At 60.8% G+C, this 18,618-nt stretch carries 16 protein-coding genes; all 16 read left to right on the forward strand.

The window, feature by feature from the left end:
- The first annotated feature begins 73 nt into the window (after nucleotides 1-73).
- The 16 genes from OXI69_06115 (at nucleotide 74) to OXI69_06190 (ending at nucleotide 18,598) form a co-directional block, all read left to right on the forward strand.
- Nucleotides 74-526 carry a division/cell wall cluster transcriptional repressor MraZ gene (locus tag OXI69_06115; GenBank protein MDE2665707.1) on the forward strand — a complete coding sequence of 151 codons (453 nt, stop codon included), beginning with the start codon at nucleotides 74-76 and terminating at the stop codon, nucleotides 524-526.
- 32 nt (nucleotides 527-558) lie between these two features.
- Nucleotides 559-1,521 carry a 16S rRNA (cytosine(1402)-N(4))-methyltransferase RsmH gene (gene rsmH, locus OXI69_06120; GenBank protein MDE2665708.1) on the forward strand — a complete coding sequence of 321 codons (963 nt, stop codon included), beginning with the start codon at nucleotides 559-561 and terminating at the stop codon, nucleotides 1,519-1,521.
- A 59-nt stretch (nucleotides 1,522-1,580) separates the two neighbouring features.
- On the forward strand, nucleotides 1,581-2,006 hold the full coding sequence (gene ftsL / locus OXI69_06125; GenBank protein ID MDE2665709.1) for a cell division protein FtsL: 426 nt from the start codon (nucleotides 1,581-1,583) through the stop codon (nucleotides 2,004-2,006).
- A gap of 112 nt (nucleotides 2,007-2,118) precedes the next feature.
- Nucleotides 2,119-4,182: a penicillin-binding protein gene (locus OXI69_06130; GenBank protein ID MDE2665710.1), complete on the forward strand. Its 2,064-nt coding sequence runs from the start codon at nucleotides 2,119-2,121 to the stop codon at nucleotides 4,180-4,182.
- Nucleotides 4,183-4,242: 60 nt separating this feature from the next.
- Entirely contained in the window at nucleotides 4,243-5,724 is a 1,482-nt protein-coding gene (locus OXI69_06135) for a UDP-N-acetylmuramoyl-L-alanyl-D-glutamate--2,6-diaminopimelate ligase (GenBank protein MDE2665711.1), read from the forward strand.
- Nucleotides 5,699-7,102 carry a UDP-N-acetylmuramoyl-tripeptide--D-alanyl-D-alanine ligase gene (locus OXI69_06140; GenBank protein MDE2665712.1) on the forward strand — a complete coding sequence of 468 codons (1,404 nt, stop codon included), beginning with the start codon at nucleotides 5,699-5,701 and terminating at the stop codon, nucleotides 7,100-7,102. The genes OXI69_06135 and OXI69_06140 overlap by 26 nt, the downstream gene beginning before the upstream one ends.
- A 104-nt stretch (nucleotides 7,103-7,206) precedes the next feature.
- Complete coding sequence (mraY, locus tag OXI69_06145; GenBank protein MDE2665713.1) at nucleotides 7,207-8,346, forward strand: phospho-N-acetylmuramoyl-pentapeptide-transferase; 1,140 nt, start codon at nucleotides 7,207-7,209, stop codon at nucleotides 8,344-8,346.
- Nucleotides 8,347-8,411: 65 nt separating this feature from the next.
- The gene (murD, locus tag OXI69_06150; protein MDE2665714.1) at nucleotides 8,412-9,776 is read left to right on the forward strand and encodes a UDP-N-acetylmuramoyl-L-alanine--D-glutamate ligase; all 1,365 of its coding nucleotides are present in this window, start codon (nucleotides 8,412-8,414) and stop codon (nucleotides 9,774-9,776) included.
- 70 nt (nucleotides 9,777-9,846) lie between these two features.
- Nucleotides 9,847-10,938, forward strand: coding sequence for a putative lipid II flippase FtsW (ftsW, locus tag OXI69_06155; GenBank protein ID MDE2665715.1), 1,092 nt, complete (start codon nucleotides 9,847-9,849; stop codon nucleotides 10,936-10,938).
- 81 nt (nucleotides 10,939-11,019) lie between these two features.
- Nucleotides 11,020-12,150, forward strand: a complete 1,131-nt coding sequence (gene murG / locus OXI69_06160; GenBank protein MDE2665716.1) for an undecaprenyldiphospho-muramoylpentapeptide beta-N-acetylglucosaminyltransferase — start codon at nucleotides 11,020-11,022, stop codon at nucleotides 12,148-12,150.
- Between the two features lie 72 nt (nucleotides 12,151-12,222).
- On the forward strand, nucleotides 12,223-13,608 hold the full coding sequence (gene murC, locus OXI69_06165) for a UDP-N-acetylmuramate--L-alanine ligase (protein ID MDE2665717.1): 1,386 nt from the start codon (nucleotides 12,223-12,225) through the stop codon (nucleotides 13,606-13,608).
- 40 nt (nucleotides 13,609-13,648) lie between these two features.
- Nucleotides 13,649-14,551 carry an FtsQ-type POTRA domain-containing protein gene (locus OXI69_06170; protein MDE2665718.1) on the forward strand — a complete coding sequence of 301 codons (903 nt, stop codon included), beginning with the start codon at nucleotides 13,649-13,651 and terminating at the stop codon, nucleotides 14,549-14,551.
- A 55-nt stretch (nucleotides 14,552-14,606) separates the two neighbouring features.
- Nucleotides 14,607-15,845, forward strand: a complete 1,239-nt coding sequence (gene ftsA / locus OXI69_06175; protein MDE2665719.1) for a cell division protein FtsA — start codon at nucleotides 14,607-14,609, stop codon at nucleotides 15,843-15,845.
- Nucleotides 15,846-16,143: 298 nt separating this feature from the next.
- Complete coding sequence (ftsZ, locus tag OXI69_06180; GenBank protein MDE2665720.1) at nucleotides 16,144-17,331, forward strand: cell division protein FtsZ; 1,188 nt, start codon at nucleotides 16,144-16,146, stop codon at nucleotides 17,329-17,331.
- 55 nt (nucleotides 17,332-17,386) lie between these two features.
- Nucleotides 17,387-17,788 (forward strand): M67 family metallopeptidase, encoded by a 402-nt coding sequence (locus OXI69_06185; GenBank protein ID MDE2665721.1) that lies wholly within the window; start codon nucleotides 17,387-17,389, stop codon nucleotides 17,786-17,788.
- Nucleotides 17,789-18,025: 237 nt separating this feature from the next.
- The gene (locus OXI69_06190) at nucleotides 18,026-18,598 is read left to right on the forward strand and encodes a hypothetical protein (protein MDE2665722.1); all 573 of its coding nucleotides are present in this window, start codon (nucleotides 18,026-18,028) and stop codon (nucleotides 18,596-18,598) included.
- The last annotated feature ends 20 nt before the right edge of the window (nucleotides 18,599-18,618 follow it).

Consider the following 18,618-nt stretch of genomic DNA (forward strand, 5'->3'; position numbering starts at 1 on the left):
TTATGTGGATCTCAGGTCCGCATGGAGTGACTTTCTCGTTTCCCGATTATGGGCCGTTTCGGAGTTATGTCTCATGTTGCAACTCAGGGGAAGCCAAACCACCAAGCTGGATGGGAAGGGCCGCATCAAGCTACCCATGGGTTTTCGCTCCGAGATCGAGCGGGAACATGGAAACGAGTTCTATGTCACCAGCCTCAAGGGAGACTGCATCCGGCTCTATCCCTTTGACGTATGGGACGAACTGGAAAAGCACATTGCAAATCTCGGCGCGAAGAAGCCGGTTGTCAAGAAATTCTTGCGCGCGACCAGCTACTACGGCCAAAAGGCCGTGATGGACAGCCAGGGTCGATTGCTGCTTCCTCTGGGACTGCGGGAGTCGGCCCGGTTGGAAAATGAAGTCAGGGTCGTGGGCTCCATGGATTATCTGGAAATCTGGCGAGACGACACCCTGAAGAGTGCTGTCGAGAGCAATCCGTGGAACGACAGCGACGACGAGGAACTCTCTGAATTGGGGATCGCGGGATGAGCTTGACCGGTCTCGCGGCCACAGGCGCTCCAATGGTTTCGACGTCACGAGTCAAGACTGGCGCCGGAGAGGTGGGTGACACTCACAAGCCGGTAATGCTCTCCCAAGTCATCGAGCATCTGCGGCCTCAATCGAGAGGCGTCTATATCGACGCCACTCTTGGGCTGGGGGGACATGCCCGGGCCATTCTGGAGGAGTCCTCGCCCGAAGGGAAACTCCTTGGGATCGATCGCGACCGGCAGAGCCTGGACAAGGCTGCCCGGAGGCTGACTGGATACGCGGGACGTGTTGAGTTCCACCACGGGAATTTTGCCGAGGTGGAGGACATCGCCCGCCACAGGCGATTCGGAACCTGTGACGGAATCCTGGCCGACCTGGGCCTTTCGTCCTTCCAATTGGAAACGGCGGAACGTGGCTTCAGCTTTCAAAGATCCGGACCACTGGACATGAGAATGGACACCACCTCCTCACTGACGGCTGCCGAGGTGGTCAACCGCTTTCCGGAACCCAAGCTGGCAGGGCTGATTTACAGCTACGGGGAGGAGCCGGGTTCTCGCCGAATCGCCCGGGCTATCGTGCGAGCCAGACCCCTGCACGACACCCAGAGTCTGGCGGAGGTGGTTTCGCGGGCGGTGCGATCCAGACGCCGGGCGAAAATTCATCCGGCCACGCGAACCTTCCAGGCACTCAGAATTTTTGTCAATGACGAATTGGAGGCGCTACGGCAATTCGTCGCCAGTGCGATCGGGTTGCTGAAGGAAGGGGGGCGGCTGGCAATCATCAGCTTCCATTCTCTGGAGGACCGGATCGTGAAAGGCTCCCTGGGCTCCATGGCTCGGGGGTGTATCTGTCCTCCCGAGGTGCCGGTTTGTGTCTGTAGTCGGAAAAAGTTGCTGAAGCTGGTTTGCCGCAAGCCCGTTTCTCCAACCGAGGGGGAAAAAATCAGAAATCCCCGGTCACGAAGCGCCAAGCTGAGGGTGGCCGAACGGTTGTGAAGCCGCAGCAGTTCCGATGCCGTCGAGCTTCGAAGTATCGGTTGAGGTGAGGAGGTCCGATGACTGAGATTCACATGGTGAAACAGATTGACAACTCCAGGCTGGTCAAGGAGTTGGATTCTCAAAAGACCAAGGAATGCCTGGTGCTCATGGTCCTGGCCATGTTGTGTCTGCTGGTGCTCCTCTGTCTGGCCTGGCAGCAGTTCGAGGTCATTCGCCGGGGCTATGAGCGTGAAGAACTGCGGAAGGACATCAAGCATCTGACTGAAATCAACCGCCAGCTCAAGCTGGAGAGGGCCACCTTGCGCAGTCCTCAGCGCATCGATCTGATCGCCAGGAAACAGCTTGGACTCACCAGTCCCTCCTTCGACCAGATTGTGATACAGCCCGCCCCTGAGGCGCCGCAACCGACCGAAATTCTGGTTGCAGCCCGGGAAGGTCGCGGAATAGCGACTCTCCCGGCTCGATTCGGAGCGCTTCCCTGAGCCGAATTGCGGGCTCCTGATTCACAACGGTGGACGAGGGTGGCGGACAGGATTCCAGGGCGGCAAGCCCTTCTCACGGCGATAGCCTTTTGATTCATCAGTGGGACTTTCCATGTCGGCCAAACGTCCAAAGCCATTCCGGACCCGCCTCAGCCTTCTGGTGCTCTTCTTCGTTGCCTGGTCCTGCCTGATCGTCTTCCGCCTTGTCGACCTGCAGATCGTCCGCTACCCGGAAATGCGGGAACGTGCGCGGCGCCAGCAGACCCGCGTGTTCGAGATCAGTCCCAAGCGCGGGACGATCTACGACCGCCGAAACAGGGAGCTGGCAGTCAGTATCAAGGTGGAGTCGGTATTTGCAGTTGCCCACAAGATAGCCGACAAGTCCCGAACGGCTACCCTGCTGGCCCATGCCCTGGATCTCGACCCGGACAGGGTACGGCGAAGATTGGAGGGGGCCCGGTCCTTCTGCTGGATCAAGCGGAAAGTGGACTTTCCTCAAGTCCAGAAAGTCCGGGAGCTGGACTTGCCCGGCATCTACTTCGAGACGGAAAGCAAGCGCTTCTATCCCAAGCGGGAGCTGGCTGCTCATGTCCTCGGCTATGTGGGCATGGACAACGACGGGCTGGCCGGATTGGAGCACCTGTACGAGCGGGACGTACGTGGTACGGCCGGCCGGATCCTTCTGCATACCGATGCCAGAAAACGTTACTACAGCAGTGTGGAGAGACCTCCGACGGCAGGCTCAGACCTGGTGCTGACAATGGATGAGTCGATCCAGTACCTGGTGGAGCAGGAACTGCGGGCCCAGGTCGAGAAAAGCAGGGCTTTAGGTGGCACCGCCATCGTGATGAACCCGGCCACCGGCGCCATCCTGGCGATGGCCAACCTCCCCACTTTCAATCCAAATCACTATGGCCGCTATTCCGAATCCTCCTGGAGGAATCAGGCTGTCCTGAACATCTACGAGCCCGGATCCACCTTCAAGATCTTTACGGCCGCCGCGGCTTTGGAGGAAGGGTTAACCACCCCCGAAGAGCAGATTCACTGCATGAATGGCGGCATCGTGATTGGGAAACACCGGATCCGGGATCACAAGCCCTTTGGTTGGTTGTCGGTCCGGGATGTGATCGCCCGTTCCAGCAATGTAGGCGTCATCCAACTGGGCTTTCGGATCGGCAAGCAGCGGCTGGAGCGCTATCTCCGGCACTATGGATTTGGCCGGCCCACCCAGGTGGATCTGCCGGGAGAAGCCAGGGGGTTGCTGCGTCCGGCCTCGGACTGGCACACGGTCGACCTGGGGACCATTTCCATGGGACAAGGGATTGGAGTGACGCCCCTGCAGATGATCGCTGGCGCGGGGGTCATTGCCAGCGGGGGCTTTTGGGTTCCCCCTCGAGTGGTTGAGCGAGTTCGCTCGGGTGGGGATTCCTGGAGTCCTTCCGATTCCCGAGGCGGCCCCAGGAGGGTCCTGCGGAAAGAGACGGCCGAAACCATCAAGGAGATGATGGGCGTGGTGGTCTCCGCCGGGACGGGCAGGGCGGCGCGGCTCAGAGGCTTTTCGGCGGCGGGCAAGACCGGTACGGCCCAGAAAGTGGATGAGCGCGGCGGCTACTCCCACACCCGTTTTGTGGCGTCATTCGTCGGCTTCGCTCCCGTCGACAACCCGGCTGTCTCGGTGGTGGTGTTGATCGACGAGCCTCGCGGTCTCTATTACGGCGGTCAGGTTGCCGCACCGGTTTTCAAGAAAATCGCGGAGAAGACACTGAATTATCTTTCCGTGCCTCCCGATCAGCCCCAACAGGATTGGAGGGACGACTCCCGGGTTGCGGAGCGTTCCGGGGAGGATCCATTGGACGAACCTGCAATGGATGCGGTTTCGTGGACTCCGGCCTCCCTGAACGGCCAGCAGGCATTGGGGCTTAGCGCGGCAACGGTGGGTGGGCGACAGGAGCAGGATCTGGCCAGCTACGAGGATGCGGATATCGATGGTTTGGCCGTTGTGGCCGTACCTGACTTTAAGGGGAAGTCCCTTCGCACGGTGATGGCGGAGGGGACCCGAGCCCGATTGCAGGTGGAGGCGGAGGGGGCCGGGTTGGTGGTCCGACAGTCGCCAGCGCCCGATTCCAAGGTGGCGCCGGGCTCGACGGTGAGGGTCCAACTCAATCGACAACTATGACCCGCATGACTCGCCACCTTCCCCGGCGAGAGGAGCGGGGGTATTTCAGCCGGTGGAACCATGCAGCTCCTGGACTTGATCAGGAATGTCGACGTTATTGCCGCGGCCGAGTCCCCCGAGACGAATATTTCAGGAATCGCCTACGATTCTCGACAGGTCGAGAAGGGGTACCTATTCACAGCCATCCGTGGGACCAGAACCGACGGCAATCGTTTTGTCGATCAGGCGGTCCAGCGTGGGGCCGGCGCAATCCTGTCGGAAAATTCCAAACCGAGGGCCTTTCCGCTGCCTTGGATTCGCGTCGAGCATGGCCGCCGGGCCTTGGCCCAAACCGCCGCGAACTTTTACCATCATCCCAGTCGAAAGCTGCACCTGATCGGAATCACCGGGACCAATGGCAAGACTTCTACCGCCTATCTTCTCGAGTCCATCCTGCATACCGGCGGCTCACGGGTGGGGTTGATCAGCACCATCGCCTATCGAACCCCCGAATGGTCAGCCTCTGCGGGGCTCACCACCCCCGAAAGCCTCGATCTGCAGGAGTTGTTCCATCGCTTTCGGCAGAACGGCTGCCAACACGTTGTGATGGAGGTCTCCTCTCACGCGTTGGACCTGGACCGTGTCTACGCCAGCCAATTCCGCGTGGCCGTCTTCACCAATCTGTCGCCGGAACACCTGGACTATCATCAGTCCATGGACTGCTATTACCAGGCCAAGAAACGGTTGTTTATGGCCATGGGCCATGGGCCGCCCGGGGTATCCGTTGTGAACGTGGATGACGCTTGGGGACAAAAGCTGGCTCGGAGCACTCCGGGCCGATGTCTCACTTTTTCCGTGCGCCGTCCGGCAGATATTGGAGTTATGGAGTGTCGGTCGGGGTGGAGGGGCATGCGAGTCCGCTTGCGGTTTCAGGAGGATGAGCTGGAGGTTCGCAGCCCACTGCTGGGGAGCTTCAATCTCTCCAATCTTCTGGCCGCGGCAGCAACCGCCTGCAGTTTGGGCGTCGACCGGGATGCCCTGAGACATGGAATCGAGGCCTGTCCGCCCGTTCCGGGCCGGTTCGAACAAATCGATTGCGGGCAGTCCTTTCATGTGATCGTGGATTACGCCCATACCCCTGACGCCTTGCGGAACGTCCTGGCCACGGCCAGGCAACTGGGACCCAAGAGGGTCTTGGTGCTGTTCGGCTGCGGCGGCGAGCGGGACCGGTCAAAACGCCCGGTAATGGGTTCGATCGCCGAACAGCACAGCGACTGGGTCATGCTTACCTCCGACAATGCCCGCGGCGAGGACCCGCTGGCGATTCTCGGAGAAATCCAGGCAGGTTTTCGGTCCGATCGGAATGAGGCCGAGCCGGATCGGCGGGAGGCGATTCGGCGGCTCTTTTCGCGGGCCGAATCGGGAGATCTGGTCATTCTGGCAGGCAAGGGTCACGAGGTTGGCCAGCAGGAAGCCGGCCGGGTCCGCCCCTTTGACGATCGCCAGGTGGCCAGGGCTGTCCTTCGGGAGATGGGCTATGGTGAATCAGCTTCCTGCCGGTGAAATCGCTCGAGCGGTGGGATCCTCAATCGATTCGGCCTACCGGCAGACGGTCCCTTCGGGCTATTCCATCGATTCTCGGACCCTGCAGGTCGGGGACTGCTTTGTCGCTATTCAAGGGCCTCGATTCGATGGTCACCAATTTATTTCCGAGGCGGTGCGCAAAGGGGCCTCCCTCTTGATTGTCAGCCGGGAGGAGGCCTGCAGGTCGGTGCCGGGAACACCCTGGATTCGGGTGGAAGACACATTGACGGCGCTTCAGCAACTGGCCGGCTGGGTGCGCCGCCGTTGGGGGAAGCCCCTGGTGGGAATTACCGGAAGCGTCGGCAAGACGACCGCCAAGGAGATTGCCGCCCACCTGCTGGCCGGCCCCTTCAAGGTTTTCAGGAACCATCGAAACTTCAACAACGACTACGGGCTGCCTCTCTCCCTGCTTCAGTTGGAGTCGGATCACCAGATCGCCGTAATGGAGCTCGGGATGTCGGCCCCCGGAGAAATCGCCAGGTTGAGTCGTATCGCCCGGCCCGATCTGGGCGTGGTGACCAACGTCAAACCGGTTCACCTGGAGTTTTTCCCCTCGGTCGGCGGCATTGCCAAGGCAAAACGGGAACTCATCGAGAACCTGCCCCCCAGCGGAGTTGCCCTCCTGAACAATGACGATGCCCGCGTGCGGAAGTTCAGCCGGAGTTTTTCGGGCGAGGTCGTCACCTTCGGCATTGAAAGGCCGGCTGCCTTCCACGTCGACCGCATTTGGGACAGGGGGCTGGGTGGATGTGAGTTCACGGTGCGGCATCGCGGTCGAAGCCACCGGTTGACCTCACCCTTGCTGGGTGCCCACAATGTCTCGAACTGCTTGCCCGGAATCGCTCTGGCCCACCGCATGGAGATGAGCTTCCCGGACATCGCCGCACGACTGCTCAGCCTGAAGCCGGGGCAGGGCAGGGGCCAACCCCTGTTTTTCGAACAGGGGATCTGCGTGGTGGATGACAGCTACAACTCCAATCCCGCCGCCCTCATGACCATGATGCGACTCCTCAAGGGGATCCCCGGCTATGGAAGGAAAATCCTGGTCGCAGGAGAAATGATGGAGCTGGGAGCCGACGCTCCCCGGTTCCACCAGGTGTGCGGCAAGGCGGCAGCCGGCTGGGATTTCGATCTGATTCTTGGAGTGCGGGGACTTGCCGATCGAGTGGTGGCCTCGGCTCGAGCCCTGGGGTACGACCCCAGCCGATCGGTCTTTTTCGAAGACGCAGCCGAAGCCGGCGAATGGCTGGCCCCTCGCATCCTGCCCGGCGACCTGATACTGGTGAAGGGCTCACGCGGAGTGAGAACCGAGGGAGTCATACAGAGGTTGAAGGAGGACTTCGCTCTTTCCGCCTGAGGTCGGGAACTACCCGTCGGGTCTCGGCCGCGGACCCGACGGCTGATCCGGCGCGGGCTGGCGAGAACATCGGGCTTTCCGGTGCGGAGGTCGGCTCAAATCCAATGCTCTACCACCTTCTCTATGAGTGGCTGTTTGACGTTTTCCCCGACGCATCGGTACTGAACGTCTTTCGCTATATCACCTTCAGGACGGCTTCTGCCAGCATCACGGCCCTGGTGCTGGCTCTGATCCTGGGTCCCTGGCTCATTCGCCGCCTACGCCAGTTCCAGGTGGAGCAACACATCCGGGAGGAGGGTCCGAGTCACCATCAGGTCAAGGCCGGCACGCCCACCATGGGCGGTGTTCTGATCGTGGCCAGCACGGTGCTGCCCACCTTCCTGTGGACGGATCTGGGCAATCCGCTGGTGTGGGTCGGCCTGGGTTCGATGATCGGGTTCGGCGCCATCGGTTTTGCCGACGACATCATCAAGATCAAGCGGCGGAGAAACCTGGGGTTGACGGCTCGGATCAAGCTGGGACTGCAACTTGCCCTGAGCGGCGCCATTGCAGCCGGCCTGCTGCTTCTCAAGTCTCGGGGAGCCTATCAGACCGATCTGGCCGTCCCCTTCTTCAAGGATCTGCAGCCCAATCTGGTGTTGGATACCTTTGCCGGCTCCGCACTTCATTTCCTGGATTTCCTTCCATTCCTGCTTTTCGTGTGGGTGGTTCTGGTTGGATCTTCCAACGCCGTCAACCTCACCGACGGGTTGGACGGCCTCGCCATTGGCTGCGTGGTCGTCGCCGGCGGGGCGCTGACCGTGCTGACCTATGTCACCAGCCACGCCTCCTTTGCCGGATACCTGGATATTCCCCATCAGGCCGGTGTCGGGGAGTTGACCATTTTTTGCGGGGCCATGGTGGGCGCTTCGCTGGGTTTTCTCTGGTACAACTGCCATCCGGCCGAGCTCTTTATGGGCGACGTGGGCTCGCTGTCCCTCGGCGGGGCCATCGGGACCGTGGCCGTGATCATCAAGCACGAAATTCTGTTGGTGGCCATTGGCGGCATTTTCGTCCTGGAGTGTCTGTCGGTGATGATTCAAGTCTCTTTCTTCAAGATGCGGAAGAAACGGGTCTTTCGCATGGCGCCGCTTCACCACCACTTCGAGCTTCTCGGGTGGAGCGAATCGAAGGTGGTGGTGCGCTTTTGGATCGCCGCTCTGATCTTTGCGTTGTTCAGCCTGACCACGCTCAAGCTGCGCTGATCTTCTGAAATGGCGGTTCCGTGGCACGGTCTGCGTGGCTTGCCACACGACATGATCCACACGGAATGACATTGGAAGCAGAGTCGTTTGCAGGGAAAAGGGTCCTGGTGGTGGGGATGGCCCGCAGTGGAATGGCCGCCGCAAGGTTCCTGCGGACCAGGGGAGCATGGGTGACGGTCTCGGACGCCCGGGGTCAAAGCCAGTTGGAGCCCGAAATCCGAACGCTGCAGGCGCTTGGGATCGGTTGGGAGGTCGGCGGGCATCGGCCGGAAACGTTCCTGAAGGCGGAGTGCATTGTGGTGAGCCCCGGCGTTCCCCTGGAGCAGCCGGTTCTGAGAGAGGCAGCGGGTCGGGGAACGGAGATCTTGAGCGAGATCGAACTGGCCTCCCGCTTTCTTGGAGGGAGAATCGTCGGAATCACCGGCTCCAACGGCAAGACCACCACGACCACGTTGGTCGGCGAAATCCTTGAAGCTGCCGGCTTTCGGGTTCAGGTAGGAGGCAATATCGGAGTAGCCCTGACCTCCCTGGTTGAAAGCTCCGCTTCCGACTCGATCAACGTGGTGGAGTTGAGCAGCTTTCAGTTGGAGGCGATCACTTCCTTTCGGGCTCACATGGGCGTGATTCTTAATATCACCCCCGACCACATGGATCGATACCCCAACCTGGCGGCCTACGCGAGCGCGAAGCTGAACCTGTTGAACAATCAGGAAGCCTCGGACGTGGCGGTGCTGAATCGCGACGATCGGCTGCTGCGTGATCTGGCCGGACCTACCGCTGCCGAGAGGTTCTGGTTCAGCACCAGGATCCCCGTGGAGCAGGGGACCTGCCTGCAAGACGGCGCACTGGTCTTCAGTAATCCGGGCAGACGGGAGCAGGTGGTCCGGGTGGAGGACGTCCGGATCAAGGGGCGGCACAACCTGGAAAATGTGGCCGCCGCGGTCACCGTGGCCCGCCTGCTGGGTGCGTCGGTCGAGTCCATCCGGGAAACCGTGGCGCGTTTCCGCGGCGTTTCTCACCGGCTGGAGTGGGTACGCGAGATTCGAGGCGTCGATTTCTACAACGACTCCAAGGCAACCAATCCGACCTCGGCACAGAGAGCCCTGGAAGCCTTCGAGCAACGGCTGGTCTTAATCCTGGGTGGGCGCGACAAGGCCAGCGACTTTACCGTGCTGAGTCCTCAGGTAAGCCGCCGGGTGAAGGGCCTGGTCCTCTTGGGTGAAGCCAGCCGCAAGATCGAATCCCAACTGGCCGGGACGGCTCCCGTGACTCGTGCCGCCAGCATGGAGGAGGCGGTTCGCCTGGCCTTTGGTCAAGCGGATCGGGGAGAGGTAGTGCTTCTGGCCCCTGCCTGCTCCAGCTTCGACATGTTTCGGGATTACGAGGATAGGGGAGACGTTTTCAAGGAGGCGGTAAATCGCCTCCAGTAGATTTCAGTGACCGCCGGGAGTTCGAGAAACCTCCTCCCCGGCCGCAAGTCGCATCCCTGGATCGTTCCAAATGGCGCGAAAGCTGTCACCGGACAAGCTGCTGTTCACCACCACCCTGGCCTTGGTGCTCGTGGGAGTGGTCATGGTCTTCAGCGCCTCTGCCGTGATGGCGGAGGAGAAGTTCGGCAGCCCCTACTACTTTCTGATTCGTCAGGGCGTGTGGGCGCTCTTGGGATTGATCGGCATGTGGTGGGCCATGCACGTCGACTATCGCTCCTATCGTCACCCGCTCTGTGTCTATGGCGGACTGTTCATCTGTATTCTGCTGCTGGTTGGCGTATTCTTCATGGACCCCAACCACAACACCCACCGCTGGATTCGGTTGGGATCCCTGTCATTTCAGCCATCCGAGCTCAGCAAACCGGCCCTGGTGATCTTCATGGCCTCCCTGCTGGAGAAGGAGGCCAAGCGGGTGAACGACTGGCGTCATACGCTCCTGCCCTGTCTGGCGGTGCTGTTTGTGGTGCTGGGATTGATCGTCGCGGAACCGGACCTGGGCACCTCCATCACCATCGGGGCGGTGGCATTTGTGCTGCTGTTTTGCGCCGGCCTGCGACTCACCTATGTGCTGGGCGCCGCCCTTCTAGCCATACCGCCCCTGTTTTGCCTGATCTATTTCTATGAGTACCGAATGCAACGTGTGCTGGCCTTCCTTGATCCCTTGAGCGATCCCCTGGGATCGGGCTTTCAGATCCTGCAATCCTGGACCGCCGTGGGGAGTGGGGGGTTGACGGGTCTGGGCCTGATGGCGGGCAAGCAGAAGCTCTTCTACCTGCCGGAACCCCATACCGACTTCATTTATGCCGTCATCGGGGAAGAGTGGGGCCTGGTCGGCTCCCTGGCGGTGCTGGGACTGTTCGGGGTGTTTCTGTGGCGGGGCGTCCGCCTGTCCTTGCGGGCCGGGGACGGCTTTGGACGTTATCTGGGGCTCGGCCTCACCGCCATGGTCATGTGCCAGGCGTTCGTCAACATCAGCGTTGTATTGAGTTTGCTGCCCACCAAGGGGATTCCGCTTCCCTTTGTCAGCTCGGGCGGCTCCTCGTTGCTGGTCAGCCTGGTAAGTGTCGGCGTTCTGCTCAATATCTCCCAGCACTCCGATTGAGGGGGCAGCCTCAGGCGGCGGCAGGACCGGACAGGTCTAATCGGAAGTCCATGCAGGAGCCATCAGGTCTGGGCGAAAAAGATGCCGAAAACGGAATCTTCTTCATGGCGCACCCGGCAACCTGCAGAGGACGGAGAACTCAGGCTCCTGATTGCCGGTGGCGGCACGGGAGGGCACCTTTACCCGGGAATCGCAGTCGCCCGGGCGCTCGCCAGGCGCTTTCCGGAGGCGGAGGTTCAATTCGTCGGAAGCGGGCGTCCACTGGAGGCACGTATTTTGAAAGAGGCGGGATATCGTTTGAACCGACTGCCCGTATCGGGATTGAAGGGGGTCGGGCGGATCGATCTGATCCGGGGCATCCTCAAGCTTCCGCGGAGTCTGTGGGCTGCCTGGGGAATCGTTCGCCGATTCCGCCCGACCGTTGTCCTGGGAGTCGGGGGCTATTCCTCCGGTCCGCCGGTGCTGGTCGCTTCGCTGGCAGGAGTTCCCACTCTGCTTCACGAGTCCAATGCCCAGCCGGGTATCACCAATCGCTTGTTATCGCCTTTCTGCCGCAAGGTGACCGTGGCCTTTCCGGAGTGCGAGACCTTTTTCCGCGGGAAAGCCGTGCTGACGGGGACTCCGGTGCGCCCGGAGTTTTTGGCCCGTCCGACCAGACCTCCCGAGCGTCCCTTCGTTCTGTTGATTTTCGGAGGCAGCCAGGGCGCCCGGGCAATCAACCGCGCCATGGTGGATGCATTGGAGGGGTTGCGCCCGCACTTGGGCCAAATGCATTTCATTCACCAGACCGGCGAGCATGATTTCGTCCGGGTGGAGCAGGCCTATCGGGAGGCGGAGGCCAGGGCCCTGGTAAGACCCTTCTTCACCGACATGCCGAGCCAGTTCCCAAAAGCCCACCTGGTGGTATGCCGGGCCGGCGCCGCCACCCTGGGTGAGCTGGCGGCAGCGCGCAAGGCCTCCCTGCTGGTTCCTTTTCCAGGCGCCACCGACAACCATCAACTGCGCAACGCCGAATCGCTGGCGGCTGCAGGAGCTGCCGAAGTCATCCCACAGGACGAATTGAGTGGCAGGCTCCTGGCCAGACGGGTCGAACACTATCTTGGCCACCCGGAGGAGTTGGAGCGGATGGAGGCTCGGAGCGGCCGGTTGGCCCGGCCCGATTCAGCCCGAAAAATCGTGGAATTGATTGGTCATTTGGCGGGTTCGGATTGATGGCGCGGAGGCCGCCGCCGGATCGGCGCATTTCCCGGTGAGAGAAGCGGGCTGGGCCCGCGAGAGGCGTGCATGTTCAAGAGGATTCAGCGGATTCACCTCATTGGGGTGGGCGGATCCGGAATGAGCGGGATCGCTGAAGTGCTTCTGAACCGAGGCTACCGGGTCAGCGGCTCGGACCTCAAGCTGACGTCAGTGACCCAACGACTGATTGAACGGGGCGCCCGTATCCATGGAGGCCATGCTCCGGCGCACCTGGATGCTGCAGACGTGGTGGTGGTGTCCTCGGCGGTGAAGCCTGACAACCCGGAGATCGAGGAGGCCCGGCGCCGTCAGATCCCCATCATTCCCAGAGCGGAGATGTTGGCCGAACTGATGAGAGGGAAGTATGGCATCGCGGTCGCGGGAACTCATGGAAAGACCACAACCACCTCCCTGGTGGCCGGTCTGACCGGGCATGGAGGCCTCGACCCCACTGTGGTGCTGGGGGGGCGCCTCAATGCCTTGGGAAGCAACGCCAAGCTGGGCACGGGTGAGTTCATGGTCGTGGAAGCCGACGAAAGCGACCGCTCCTTTCTGCTCCTGTCTCCGACGCTGGCGGTAGTGACCAACATCGACCAGGACCACATGGAGAGCTATGCCGGGATGGACGATCTCAAGAGCACCTTCGTGCAGTTTGTGAACAAGGTGCCCTTCTACGGAGCGGTGGTTCTTTGCCGGGACGATGCAGCCGTCGCCTCGATCCTTCCCCGGATCAAGCGGCGGGTCATTACCTACGGTTTCGGCAGGGAGTCCGATCTGAGAGTCTCCGCGGCCCAATACTCCGGATACGGGTCCGGGTTCGAGCTCGAATACCGCGGTCGGAGCCTCGGCACCTTCCGCCTCAACCTTCCCGGACGACACAACGCCCTCAATGCGGCGGCAGCCGTTGCGGTCGGGTTGGATCTCGGTCTGGATTCGTCGGTGATGCGTTCCGCCTTGGCCGAATTCGAAGGACCTGACCGGCGCTTTCAGCTCAAGGGCCAGGTCGGGGGGATTACTCTCATCGATGACTATGGGCACCATCCGACCGAAATCGCGGCAACCCTGCATGCGGCAGGGCATCTCCGGGCCAATCGCCTGGTAGTGGTCTTTCAGCCGCACCGCTACAGCCGGACTCAGTACTGCTTTAAAGAGTTTACCGGGGCTTTCGACAAGGCCGACCTGGTTCTTCTGGCGGACATCTACGCCGCTGGCGAAGAACCGATCGACGGGTTGACTTCGGCCAGGCTGGCTCGGGAGATACGACAGCGCGGGCACCCGGAGGCCCGGTACCTGGGTGCTGTCGAAGATATGGCGCCGCGGGTGGCACCGCTGCTCGAAGACGGAGATTTGGTGCTTACCATGGGCGCCGGGAGCATCGCCAGACTGGCGGATGCGTTGTTGAAGCAGCTTGCAGAGGGAGCGTCCGGCAAATAGCCAATATTGCACGCGGACGCAAAGAGGGGAGGAACCCTGGATGAAGAGGGGCAAGACAAAGACGATGGGTTATCTGGAAAGACAGCCAAGCGCCATTCTGGAAGGGCAAAGGGCAGCAGGCAAGACCAAGGGCAGGACTGTAAGGGAGGTTCTGCGCTGGTCGCTAAAGCTCTCCTTCGGGTTGTTGCTGGCTTCCATGCTGTCGTTCGGCCTCTACTGGGTGCGAGACAGGCTTTACCACTCTCCCAGGTTCGATATCGCCATTACTGAAATCAACGGACTGCAACAGATTTCGCAGAACCAGGTCTTGCTTAAAATCAGTGAGTTGGCTCACCCCGACCGTAACCTGGTGAGATTCGATCTGGACCGGCTGCGACGAAACCTGGAACTGATTCCATGGGTGAAAACGGTGGTTGTGCGCCGGGTGCTGCCTGACAAGCTGATTGTCGACATCGAGGAGCGGCAGCCGGTTGCCTTCGCCCGTGTGGGGCAGGAAACCCTGCTGATCGATGAGGAGGGCACGCTGCTGGAAAATAATCCGGAACAGCTGTCGCAGGCCGATTTTCCCGTCATTCTGGGAATGGAATCCGGTTTCACCCCGGAAATTTTGCGGCGCAACCGGGAGCGGATTGAACTCTATCTGCAGCTGATTGGAGCCCTGAATCGTGGCGGTGCCGGGTTGAGCCGGGATCTGTCCGAGGTGCACCTTCAAGACCCTGGTAACGTCTCGGTCATTCTCGATGGAGATACGGTTCTGGTTTACCTCGGCAGGGGCGGTTTTCAGACCAAGTTTCGTCGTTATCTGGCGGCGAGCCGGGAACTCAAGAAAAAGTACCGGAACCTGGATTCCGTGGACATGCGCTACCGGGATCAGGTGGTGATCAGAACCCTGGACCCCAAGCTGGCCCGGGGCGTCTCCCGGAAAGATTCTTCAGACAGTTGAGTTAAGCGGCAACGATTTCACCCATCGGTCCCATTTCGGAAGTCTGGAGGTCTGCTTGGCCCGCAAAATCAGATATGTGGTTGGCTTGGACGTCGGCACCACCAAGACGTGCACCATCATCTGCGAGGTCAACGATGAGGGAGCCCTGGAAGTAGTCGGGGTCGGTTCGGCCGAATCCAAGGGCATGCGCAGGGGGGTGGTCGTCAATCTGGACGGAGCCGTCTCCGCCATCAAGAAATCGGTGGAGGAGGCGGAGAGCAGCGCGGGTACTTCCGTGGAGTCGGTGTTCGTGGGATTGTCCGGGGGGCACATCCAGAGCTTCAACAGCCAGGGAGCGGTCGCGGTCACGGCTGAGAGCCGGGAGATCGGCCGAGCCGATATTCGGCGTGTTCTGGAGACGGCCAAGGCGGTGTCGCTGCCCTCCGACCGCGAAATCGTCCACGTGCTTCCCCAGGAATTCGTGGTCGACGGCCAGGACGGTATCGGCGATCCTCTGGGTCTGTTGGGTACCCGACTGGAAGTGAATTGCCATATCGTCACCGGCTCGACTACAGCGGCGCAGAATATCGTCACGGCGATCAACCGGAGTGGGCTCATCGTGGCGGACACCATCCTGCAACAACTGGCTTCCGCCGAGAGCACCTTGAGCGATGATGACAAGGAGCTGGGAGTCGGCCTGGTCGACGTGGGCGGGGGTACCACCAATCTTGCCGTCTACACCTACGGAGGCATCCGACACAGCTCCGTTCTACCCCTGGGCGGGGACCAGATCACCAACGACATCGCCGTCGGTCTCAGAACCTCGATTCTGGAGGCCGAGAAGATCAAGCGTGAACATGGATGCGCCTTGTCGACCCTGGTTGAAGAGGATATCGAGTTCGAGGTTTCGACCGTCGCAGGCCGGCAGACCAAGTCCATCAGCAAACGGATTCTCTGCGAGATCATCCAGCCGAGGATGGAAGAAATCCTCACGCTGGTTCAAGAGGACATCAGACAGGCGGGTTTCGAGAGGCTGTTGGGAGCGGGACTGGTCATTACCGGGGGAACTGCCCTGCTCAAGGGCGTGGTTGAATTGGCCGAGCAGACCTTCGACCTCCCGGTTCGACCGGGTAGTCCCCGGGGGGTGGCAAAAATGGAGGACGCCCTGATCGCTCCAGCCTATTCAACCGCCGTGGGTCTGGTCCTCTACGGTTACCGCGCCCATGCCCACCGGTGGATTGGACATCCGGACCGCGACAACTTCCTGAAGAGATGGGGCTCGAGGTTGTTTTCCCGCAAGAGAGGCAAATTGTAGCCCGTACCTCCCTGAACCGGACCCGGAATCGGCGGAATTTTCTGGCTGACTAGCGAGGGATGACGACTACCAAACCTTGATGCTTGTAGCACCAACCAACACAATATAGGGTATTTTTCTTGATTTTCTCGACTCAAGCGCTTATGTTTTGAAGCTGTTTCGGTTCGGCTTCACGCGGGACCGAACCGGAGTCGAAGATCCGGTGTCACGATCCGGCGACCAACGACCCGGTCAGGCACTCACCGCAGTCGCCCCGAGAGATGACGTCTCGGGCGCTACCATGCCAAGGAGTGGAACCATGGAATTGACCAAGCCCGATCGTTCCGTCAAGTTTCTGTTGGACGAGCCCCGTTCCAACGGTGCTGTCATCAAGGTCATCGGCGTTGGAGGAGGGGGCACCAACGCCGTTAACCGAATGATCGACGCCGGCGTCGAGGCCGTCGAATTCATCGTGGCCAATACCGACACGCAGGCCCTCCAGGTGTCTCGGGCACCGACCAAGCTGCAGATCGGCGCCAAGCTCACCAACGGTCTTGGAGCCGGGGCCGATCCCCACGTCGGCCGGAGTGCGGCCCTGGAGGATACGGACAGGATCATCGAGGTTCTGGAAGGGGCCGACATGATTTTCGTTGCGGCAGGTCTGGGCGGAGGTACGGGTACGGGCGCGGCACCCATCATTGCCAACCTGGCGGCCGAACTGGGTGCGCTGACGGTGGCTATCGTGACCGAGCCATTCCTGTTTGAAGGGAAAAAGCGGAGGGTTCAGGCCGAACGCGGGCTGCAGGACATCAGGGCCTGTGTGGATACGGTCATTGCCATCTCCAACGAGCGATTGCTCCAGACCGTGGAAAGAGGCACCAGTTTTTCCCGGGCGTTCCAGGTAGCCGATGACATTCTGCGCCAGGGAGTTCAGGGGATTTCCGACATCATTCAGGTACCCGGCATCATCAACGTGGATTTTGCCGACGTGAAGGCGGTCATGCAGGGCATGGGCAGAGCCTTGATGGGAACCGGAACCGCCAATGGCGAAGAGCGTGCCGCGGAAGCCGCCAAACGAGCGATCGCCTCGCCTCTTCTGGAGGATGTCTCCATTCAGGGAGCGAAGGGAATTCTCATAAACATTACGGGATCGGAGGAGCTACTTCTGCACGAGGTCAGTGAATCAGCTTCCATAATCCACGAAGCCGCCGACGAGGATGCCAATATCATTTTCGGCGCCGTGATCGACGAAAAAATGACGGACGATATGAAAATCACGGTTATTGCCACTGGATTCGACAACAACGGCGCCGAATCGACGATCCAGCCACCGGTCGGAGATTCCGTGGATCTGGAAGACTCCGCCAGCCAGTCTACAAGCCCCGACGCCCCGGAGCCCGAGGCGGTGACCGTTCCGGAATCCGGGATCCCGCCAGGCCAGGGTCGTCCCTATGACCCGCGCGACCTCGAGGTTCCCGCCTACCTCCGCCGCAAATTCGACGATTAGAGAAGCCGGTCGGCGCCGGACCGGGATTTCCCGGTCCGGCGCAGGTAAAGACCTCATGGGGGTCCAGATCGAAGCCGCCATCATCGACTCGATGGTGGAACATGCCCGATTGGAAGCCCCACTGGAGTGCTGCGGCCTGTTGATGGGGCAGGCCGGACGGATCACTTACCTTCGCAGGATGCGGAATCTGGCCCAAAGTCCCGTCCGCTACGAGATGGTTCCCGGGGAACTGTTTCAGTTTTTCAAGGATCTCCGAGGCTCGGGTCTGCGCCATCTCGGAATCTACCATAGCCATCCCTCCTCCGAGGCTTATCCATCGGCGACCGATATCGCCCAGGCCTTCTATCCCGACTGCATCTACTTCATTCTTTCCCTGCTGGCGCCGGGCGTCCCTTCCGTGAGGGCTTTTTCCATCACGGAGGCTGGTGTCACCGAGCGGGCGATCCAGCGGATCTGAGAGTAGCGACGTCGCGCCTCAGGTCGACAGCCAGGAAAAGAGCTATCCACGAAGTTGCACGAAGGACGGCGAAGGGCCACCAAGAGCTAACCGATTCTGCCTTTTTCAATCGGAATTCTTGGGTTAGCATTTTGGTTAGGGCTTGAATCCGGGTTTCGACCGTTCCGGTGGAACGGAAAGTGTTGAAACACTCGGAGTTTTCCTGTCCTGCAGAGGCATCCGGGCATGAGAATCGCGATGAGAGCTTGGAGAGGGTTGGGGACAACCCTGTTGCTGGCTGGGGTCGGTATTCCGGTTTTGGTTTCCGGGTTGGAAGCTACAACGGTGAAGCGGCTAAGCCTGGAGCAGATGGTTCGCGGGTCGCATCGCATCATGCTGGGCCGCTGCATTTCTCAGGACACCTACTGGAACAAGAGCCGAACGAGGATCTACACCGCCACCCGGTTTGCGGTGACGGAGGACCTGAAGGGAGAATCCCGGGGGACGGCCACGGTGGTGACGGTGGGCGGCACCATCGACGGTATGACCCTGTTGGTTTCGGGAACGCCCAGTTTCAGGGTGCACGAGGAAGTGCTGCTTTTCCTGGAAGCCGGCAAGAGCGGTAACTGGATCCTCATGGGACTCTCCCAGGGCATGTTCCGCATCACTGCCGATCGCCGGGGAGTCAGGACGGCCCATCATGCATCCTCCGGGCTTCGCTTGGTCGCCGGTTCGCCCGAATCGTCCTCACAAACACCGATTCCCAATCGGGTCGAGCTGGATCGGCTGTTGAGCAGGATCCGGCAACTCGTCGGCGACTCCGGCAAGTGACTGTCGGGATGCATCCTTGA

The sequence above is a fragment of the Acidobacteriota bacterium genome (genome assembly GCA_028875575.1).
Taxonomy (GTDB): domain Bacteria; phylum Acidobacteriota; class Terriglobia; order Versatilivoradales; family Versatilivoraceae; genus Versatilivorator.